Annotated in this window: 5 protein-coding genes; all 5 read left to right on the forward strand. The window is 56.9% G+C overall.

From position 1 onward, the window contains the following. Positions 1-214: 214 nt before the first annotated feature. The 5 genes from RMSM_RS27720 to nrfD all read left to right on the forward strand — a co-directional run bounded on the left by RMSM_RS27720 (position 215) and on the right by nrfD (position 7829). Entirely contained in the window at positions 215-559 is a 345-nt protein-coding gene (locus RMSM_RS27720) for an ArsR/SmtB family transcription factor (protein WP_052031835.1), read from the forward strand. A gap of 78 nt (positions 560-637) precedes the next feature. Further along, positions 638-1627, forward strand: a complete 990-nt coding sequence (gene folK, locus RMSM_RS27725) for a 2-amino-4-hydroxy-6-hydroxymethyldihydropteridine diphosphokinase (RefSeq protein ID WP_008704910.1) — start codon at positions 638-640, stop codon at positions 1625-1627. A 397-nt stretch (positions 1628-2024) separates the two neighbouring features. Then, positions 2025-2720 (forward strand): cytochrome c3 family protein, encoded by a 696-nt coding sequence (locus RMSM_RS27730; protein WP_008704912.1) that lies wholly within the window; start codon positions 2025-2027, stop codon positions 2718-2720. A gap of 157 nt (positions 2721-2877) precedes the next feature. Continuing rightward, the gene (locus RMSM_RS27735; RefSeq protein ID WP_081614354.1) at positions 2878-6297 is read left to right on the forward strand and encodes a TAT-variant-translocated molybdopterin oxidoreductase; all 3420 of its coding nucleotides are present in this window, start codon (positions 2878-2880) and stop codon (positions 6295-6297) included. Positions 6298-6407: 110 nt separating this feature from the next. Further along, complete coding sequence (nrfD, locus tag RMSM_RS27740) at positions 6408-7829, forward strand: NrfD/PsrC family molybdoenzyme membrane anchor subunit (protein WP_008704917.1); 1422 nt, start codon at positions 6408-6410, stop codon at positions 7827-7829. The last annotated feature ends 35 nt before the right edge of the window (positions 7830-7864 follow it).

A 7864-nucleotide genomic window follows, 5' to 3' on the forward strand; every position in this document is an offset into this window, starting at 1 on the left:
CCCACCTAGCAATGACCGGCGAAATGGGGTTCCCGCCACGAACAGGCTCGCCCTCATTATTGCCACGTCCAATGTGGGGCACACCCCTAAGTCGTGTTAAATCTTGGTTTCTGCCGCATTCGCCGGCTCGACGCGAACATTGACACTGCCGATTACGCCCCAGTGGCCAATTGCACTCTAGTGGAGCGGGCGGGCCACTTATAAATTAGAAGCTATGGACCCAACTGTGACCCAATTGAGCGACGAGCAAGTTCATCGCATCTCAAAAGCAATCGCGGACCCTCAGCGGTTTGCGATCCTGACCTGCATCGCCAGCGAGCTAGAAATCGCTTGCAAATCGCTTGTCGACGAGTTCCCGATCACGCAAGCCACGATCTCGCACCACCTAAAAGAACTAGTCGCAGCCGAATTGATTCATTCTCGTCGACAGGGCCAGTTGGCGATTTTGTCCTGTCGTCGCGACATTTGCGAGAGTTACACCCGGTATTTGGCAGAACATTTGGTGAAACCGCAACTGTCTTCTCTCTCTCCTGCAACCAATCCGACGTTTCCCAAATAGTCGACGCGCCTCCGGCATTTTCTTGTTTGCCGTGTCGAATGTCCCGCAAAAACACTGAACGCTGAAACCTGTGTCGCCATGAGCTCGAAGCCCCCGCGTGCCCAATGCCTCGTCAGCTTCGGCAGCAACCTCGGCGACCGCGACACGGTGATTACCGAAGCGGCGCGCAAATTGACGGCGTCGCCCATGGTGAACGACTTTGCCGCCAGCCGGTTATTTGAAACGCCACCGATTGGCGGCCCCACGGGCCAGGAACCGTTTCTCAATGCGGTGGGCGCCTTCGAAACGACGCATTCGGCTCGCGACATCCTAAGCCTTCTGCAGTCGATCGAAAACGAACTCGGACGCCAGCGTCGTCGTCGCTGGGACGCCCGTTCGATCGATCTGGACGTGGTGCTACACGGCAACCTGGTCGGGGGCAGTGCGGCCCTGATTGTGCCTCACCCACGCTACACCGCGCGGCAATTTGTGTTGCAGCCGGCTTGCGATGTCGCAGCCCATTACCGCGACCCCCGCTTTGGTTGGAGTCTTGGCGAACTGAGCGAGCATCTCTCTGCGGGCAACGCCTCGTTAGCGTTAGTCGGAGCCGATGATTCGATCCGGCAACAACTTTGCGAGCGTCTGAGTGCCGAACATGGAATCCGCACTTTCGCCGCCACGCAACCGATTCAATCGGGCGAGGCTCTAGACGAGGCACTCTCGGGACGCTGGGCCAAAAACCAGCGTGCCTCTGCGGCGTCGGGCGAACCGATCGTTGCCCACGCGGACGAGCCTTGGGTTTCCGCCTACGTCCCCCCGCTGCCCGTCCCCCCGCTGCCGGTCACGGGCGACAGTAAAAAAACCGGACGCGACGCAAACATTCCGCGGCTGGTCGCGCGGATGCAATGGGCCACCGCAGCCACACGCTGGCCGGCGCCCCATCAAATGTGGCCTTCCGGCGGCAACTGGCCCGAATACCGACTCGAGATCGACAATCTCGACTGGGCGGTGACCGAAATCGCTTCGGCCCTCGTTTCGATGCGATGCCCGGTCCGCCCTGTGTCAGAGGATCGACATTGGTGGCGTTAAGCAACCATGTTGCTGCGATCTGCCATGTTGCTGCGATCTGCCATGTTGCTGCGATCTGCAAAACACATTCGTCCCCCAGGTCACTTTGCGCGTCGTTGCGGCCACAGATCCCGGTATTAGCTGGGCATGAAGGGGGCGTCATTCACCTTCGTTGCATTCTGGAGGGTGATCGCCGTGCCGGACCTTTCGGATCGGTTAGAAGATGACGGCGAATCGCGGTGCTTTTCATGCGACACAATGTCGCTTTATTGATGGCTGCTATTGCCTTAGTGCATGTTCGCACACAATACTGTCTCGCTCTCGCTGTATGATTACGGCGATTCTCTGAACCACTCGGTGTCCATTTTCTCTATCCCTGCGAATCTGGTCGCGTTTTCACGCGCGGCGACCATCAATTATGCAACGGTTTCTCTTTCCACGCTGGGTCAATCGTTTTCTTATGGTTCTGGCTGCTGCCATCGTTGGAGGCGGCATTTATGCCGGCGCCATGGGTGGGCTGATCACCGATCCAAAGACGCTGAATATTGGCTACCAACCTGAACAACCGGTCCCCTTCAGTCACGCGATCCACGCGGGCCAACTCAAGATGGATTGTCGCTATTGCCACAACACCGTCTTTGACTCGGCTCACGCAGCGGTACCGCCGACGGCGACTTGTATTAATTGTCACAGTCCTGCGAATGACCAAGGGGTTACCGCGCTGGCCGCGGTGCGAGCAGAAAGTGACAAGCTAAAGCCGATTCACAAGAGTTGGGAAACGGGCCGCAGTATGGCTTGGAAACGCATCCACAACCTGCCCGAGTTCGTCTATTTCAACCATGCGGCGCACGTCAATTCAGGCGTCAGCTGTAAAAGTTGCCACGGCCGAATCGACCAGATGGACGTCGTTGCCCAACACGAAGAGCTGTCGATGGCATGGTGTATCACCTGTCACCGAAACCCCGATCCTCATTTGCGTCCCAAAGAATTCGTGACCAAGCTCGACTGGGAGCCGCCCGCGGATTGGGACCAAGAAGCGTTCGCCAAGCAGAAGCGTGATCCTGAAGGCGAGAACATCAACCCACAGGTCCATTGTGCGGTTTGTCACCGTTAGTTCGGCAGTGTTAGTTCGGCAGCGGCCGGATGAATCCACGACACTCTCGGCCGAACTGCTGAAACTCGTTTTTTACAGATAATTTCGTATCGCCTAATCGCAAATCTTTGCAATGACCTCCATCCACTCACCACGTAAATCCAACGACGGTTCGCGAATGCTTGTTGACCTGCCCCAGGCCGGTGTCTCGCAAGGATCCAATCCAGCCGCAGTTGGCTCGACGGCACGCGATTCGGCTAGCCGTGACTCCGCTAATCAGGATGGGTTTGGCGGATCCTCGGCGTCGCCACGCACACGCTATTGGCGCAGTCTTTCGGAGATGCAAGACAGCCAAGATTTCCAGCAGTTCATCGACCGCGAATTTCCTATCGCCGCTTCGGAGTACCCCGAGGGCGTTTCGCGACGTCGCTGGATGCAATTGATGGGGGCGTCATTGGCAGTCGCCGGAGTCGGCGGATGCCGTTATTCCGAAGAATCGATCGCTCCGTTTGTGATCCGCCCCGAAGGCCGATTGCCTGGCGAATCGTACAGTCGTGCTACCAACTTTGAACTTGCCGGCCGCGTCTACAACCTGCTGATCAGCTGCGTTGATGGTCGCCCGCTGAAGATTGAACCCAACACCGACCACCCCTCGGGCACCGGAACGGACGTTTTCTCGCAAGCTTCGATCCTTGGCCTGTACGATCCCGATCGTGCCCGTGGCGACGAAAGCTTCTTGGTTCGCAAAGGACCGAAGCGACGCGAAAACGCCACCTGGGAAGACTTTCTGCCCTACGGCCAAGGTCTGATTCGTACTGCGGCGAACAACAACAAGGGTGCGGGCTTGGCCGTTTTGATGCCGCCCACCGCATCGCCATCGCTGGTCCGCATGTTGTCGGCGCTGAAGAAGAAATGCCCGTCGGCAACGCTCGTTCGCTACGACGGTGTGCAAGGCACCGCGATGCGAGACGCGACCAAGACCGTCTTCGGCAAGCCTGCCAAACAGGTTCTCGATCTGTCGGACGCCAAGGTGATTTTGACGCTGCAAGCGGACATCCTCGGGAACGATCCGAGCATGATCTCCAACGCTCGCACCTTCGCCAAGAACCGCGATCCGATCGAAGGCGAAATGAGCCGACTGTATGTCGTCGAAGGCGGATACACATCGACCGGCGTGATGTCCGATTCACGATTGGCGCTGCGTCCAAGCGAAATGCCCGCGTTCTTGAGCGAATTGGGTCGCCGTGTTGAAAAACTGGCCGCCGGTGAGTCGCATACGCATGCCGAAGAAACCCAAGCCTATGACGAACTGACTCACGCCGAGCGGCTCGAGCGATTCCTCGACGTGCTTTCGCATGACGTTGCCGAAGCCGGTGACGCTGCCGTCGTGGTGGTGGGTGAACACCTGGGTGCCGAAGCCATCGCCGCCGGCATCGCGCTAAACAAAAAACTGGGCTCGCTTGGCAAGATCCAAAAATTTGCTCCCGAAATCGACGGCGAGCTCGCCGATTCGAACTCGTTGGGCGATCTGGCTCAAAAGATCAACGATGGTGGAATCGATTCGCTGCTGATCCTAGGCGGAAACCCTGTCGCCACCGCACCTGGCGATGTTGACCTGCTGTCGGCAATCGGCAAAGTCGAGAACACCGTTTATCTTGGCGAATACGATGACGAAACCGGCTTGGCATGCACATGGTCGCTGCCGTTGGCTCATCCGCTCGAATCGTGGGGCGATGTGGTCAACAACGAAGGTTTCTACGGCGTCTGCCAACCTCAAATTCTGCCGCTGCTTGGTGGTCGTGCTGCGATCGAAGTCCTTGCATCGATGTTGGGTGAACGAGAGACCGAAGGATCGGAAATTGTTCGCCGCACGGCGGATGGCATTTCCGGCTCGGCACTCAGCTCTCGCCAATGGCGTGGATTGCTGCACGATGGTTTCGCCGAAGATTTAACGATCAACGAAGAACTCGACGCCAACGTCCAAGACACACCGCTGACCGACGCAGCCCCTGTGGCGATCTCGGTCGATGAACTTGACCAAGACGACTTTGAAGTCCTGTTTGTTCCTGCGGATGGTATTTACGACGGTCGTTTTGCCAACAACGGATGGCTGCAAGAATTGCCCCAACCGTTGACCAAGCTGACTTGGGACAACGCCGCGTTGATCAGCCCGCTGACCGCCAAAAAGCTTGGTGTTCATCACGGTTTGATGATCGCATTGACGCAAGGTGACGCCACGATCGAAATGCCTGTCTACGAATTGCCAGGTTGTGCACCCGGCGTCGTGACTGTGGCAATCGGCTATGGCCGCAAACGAGCGGGCATGGTGGGCGGATACACCGAAGAGGATGTCGATGCTGTCGGAATCGATGTTTCGCCGCTGCGAACGAGCGATCAGATGTTGGTGTCCTACCAAGTCGAAGCTCGTCCTCGCTTTAACGAATACGATTTGGCGACCACCCAAGACCACTGGGCGATCGACGAACGCGGTCGTGACGAAACCGAGCGACGTAGTTTCTCGTTGATTCGCGAAGGCACCGTCCAACTGCTCGAAAAAGTGCCTGAGTTCGCCGAAGTTCGTGGCCCTCACGTCCCCAAGGTGGGCAAAGAAGGCAGCGGATCGATGTGGCAAGAGCCGATCCAAGAGATCGAAATGGAAAAGCCGTTCCTGCCTCAATGGGGTATGGCGATCGACTTGTCCAAGTGCACCGGCTGCAATGCCTGTGTGGTTGCTTGCCAGAGCGAAAACAACGTCCCGATCGTGGGCAAAGAACAAGTCAGCAACAGTCGCGAGATGCACTGGTTGCGAGTGGACCGCTACTTCCAAGGCGACGAAGAGAACGCCGACGTGGTCCAGCAACCGATGGCATGTCAACACTGCGAAACCGCTCCTTGCGAACAGGTTTGTCCAGTCGCAGCAACGGTTCATACCGACGAAGGTCTGAACGCGATGGCTTACAACCGCTGTATCGGTACACGTTACTGTGCGAACAACTGCCCGTTCAAAGTACGTCGCTTCAACTACTTTAACTACAACAAAGAAGTCGGCGTGGGCTACGGTGTCGATGCTTACCCAAGCTCGATCGAATCCGCCAATCGTCAATTGCAGGCCTTGGTGCTCAATCCCGAAGTGACCGTTCGCGGTCGTGGAGTGATGGAAAAGTGCACCTACTGTGTGCAGCGAATCGAAGGTGCCAAGATCAACGCCCGCAAAGACGGCGGTCGCCCGGTTGCCGATGGCGAAATCGTCACCGCTTGCCAATCGGCATGCCCGACGCGTGCGATCGAATTCGGTAACGTGGCTGACCCCGATTCGAAGGTTTCCAAGAAACACGCTGATGTTCGTGCCTACGGCATGCTTGGACAATTGAACATCAAACCACGTACCGAATACTTGGCACGCGTCCGCAATCCACACGTTCGCTTGATGACCCGTAATCAATTGAACGACTTGGCCGACATGCAGTCGCCACACCATGGTCACGAGGGCCACGGCGAAGGTGATCACCATGATTCGGATCACGCGGCCGCCGCTAAACACGATGATCATCACGACGCCGATCATGGTCACGATGATGACCACGATCACGAAAAGTAAAACCTGGATCGGCCAAATCGATCACTGGCGTCATCCCACCCTGTGACCGCGATTTAGCCGAACCGCCCGTTATCACTCTCTAATCCCTAACTCGATACCCCTTTCATACCATGTCCCTTGCCATCCCAAACGGATTGGACAATACCGTCGAACGACCTGGCGAGCGTGCCCCGCTCGTACTCGGCGATACGACCTATCACGATATTACCGAAACGGTATGCCGAGTTGCTGAGACCAAGCCGAGCAAAGGCTGGGTGATCGGTTTCTTGATCGCATTCGCGCTGCTGCAGTGGCTCGGAATCTGTATCGCTTACCTCTTCTACACCGGTGTCGGTGTGTGGGGTAACCGGTCTCCGATCTTCTGGGGTTGGCCGATTGTCAACTTCGTTTTCTGGGTCGGTATTGGTCACGCGGGAACGCTGATTAGTGCGATTTTGTTCCTGTTCCGCCAAGAATGGCGAACCAGTATCAACCGCGCTGCCGAAGCGATGACGATTTTCGCGGTGGCCTGTGCAGGAACGTTCCCGGGGATCCACGTGGGACGTGCATGGTTGGCGTTCTGGTTGGCGCCGTATCCGAGTTTGAATCTCTGGATGTGGCCTCAATTCCGCAGCCCGCTGTTGTGGGACGTTTTTGCGGTCAGCACGTACGGAACGGTATCGCTGTTGTTCTGGTACATGGGGATGGTTCCCGATTTGGCGACGTTCCGCGATCGCTCGAAAAACAAATATCGCCGTATGGCTTACGGTATCCTGTCGCTGGGATGGACCGGTTCGTCGCGTCACTGGATGCGATACGAAAAGGCCTACGCGTTGCTTGCCGCGTTCGCCGCACCGCTGGTTCTTTCGGTACATACGATCGTTTCGTTTGACTTCGCGGTTTCCCAAGTACCTGGCTGGCACACGACGATTTTCCCGCCTTATTTTGTGGCCGGAGCGATCTTCAGCGGTTTCGCGATGGTGTTGACGTTGATGGTGCCCGCACGCAGCATGCTGGGGCTCGAGAAACTGATCACGATTCGCCACTTGGACAACATGTGCAAGATAATCTTGGCAACCGGTTCGATCGTGGGTCTGGCGTACGGCACTGAATTTTTCATCGCGTGGTACGGCCAAGTGCCGGACGAGCAATACGCGTTTATCAACCGTGCCTTTGGGCCGTATTGGTGGGCTTACTGGACGATGGTGACGTGTAACGTGATCAGCCCCCAGTTGTTCTGGGTCAAAAAGTTCCGAACCACGCCGTGGATCATCGTGTTGATCACCATTTTCGTGAACATCGGCATGTGGTTCGAACGATTCGTGATCGTCGTGACCAGTTTGTCACGTGACTATCTGCCAAGTGCGTGGGCATACTTCTCGCCAACGTGGGTCGACTGGTCGATGCTGATCGGTTCGTTTGGTTTGTTCTTCACATTGTTCTTGCTGTTCTGCAAGTTGATGCCGGTGATCAACATGGCGGAAACCAAGTCGACGTTGGCGAAGCAGTACCACATGGCTCACAACGAGCCGACGACACCGACCGAGCACTAGAAAACATTTCATCGCAGGCGAACACGCCTCGCGGA

This window comes from Rhodopirellula maiorica SM1 (assembly GCF_000346295.1).
Classification (GTDB): domain Bacteria; phylum Planctomycetota; class Planctomycetia; order Pirellulales; family Pirellulaceae; genus Novipirellula; species Novipirellula maiorica.

Bases quoted from the DNA above. Each gene is read 5' to 3' on its own strand.
- RMSM_RS27735 (WP_081614354.1), top strand. From the start codon at position 2,878: ATGCTTGTTGACCTGCCCCAGGCCGGTGTCTCGCAAGGATCCAATCCA.
- folK (WP_008704910.1), top strand. From the start codon at position 638: ATGAGCTCGAAGCCCCCGCGTGCCCAATGCCTCGTCAGCTTCGGCAGC.
- nrfD (WP_008704917.1), top strand. From the start codon at position 6,408: ATGTCCCTTGCCATCCCAAACGGATTGGACAATACCGTCGAACGACCT.
- RMSM_RS27730 (WP_008704912.1), top strand. From the start codon at position 2,025: ATGCAACGGTTTCTCTTTCCACGCTGGGTCAATCGTTTTCTTATGGTT.
- RMSM_RS27720 (WP_052031835.1), top strand. From the start codon at position 215: ATGGACCCAACTGTGACCCAATTGAGCGACGAGCAAGTTCATCGCATC.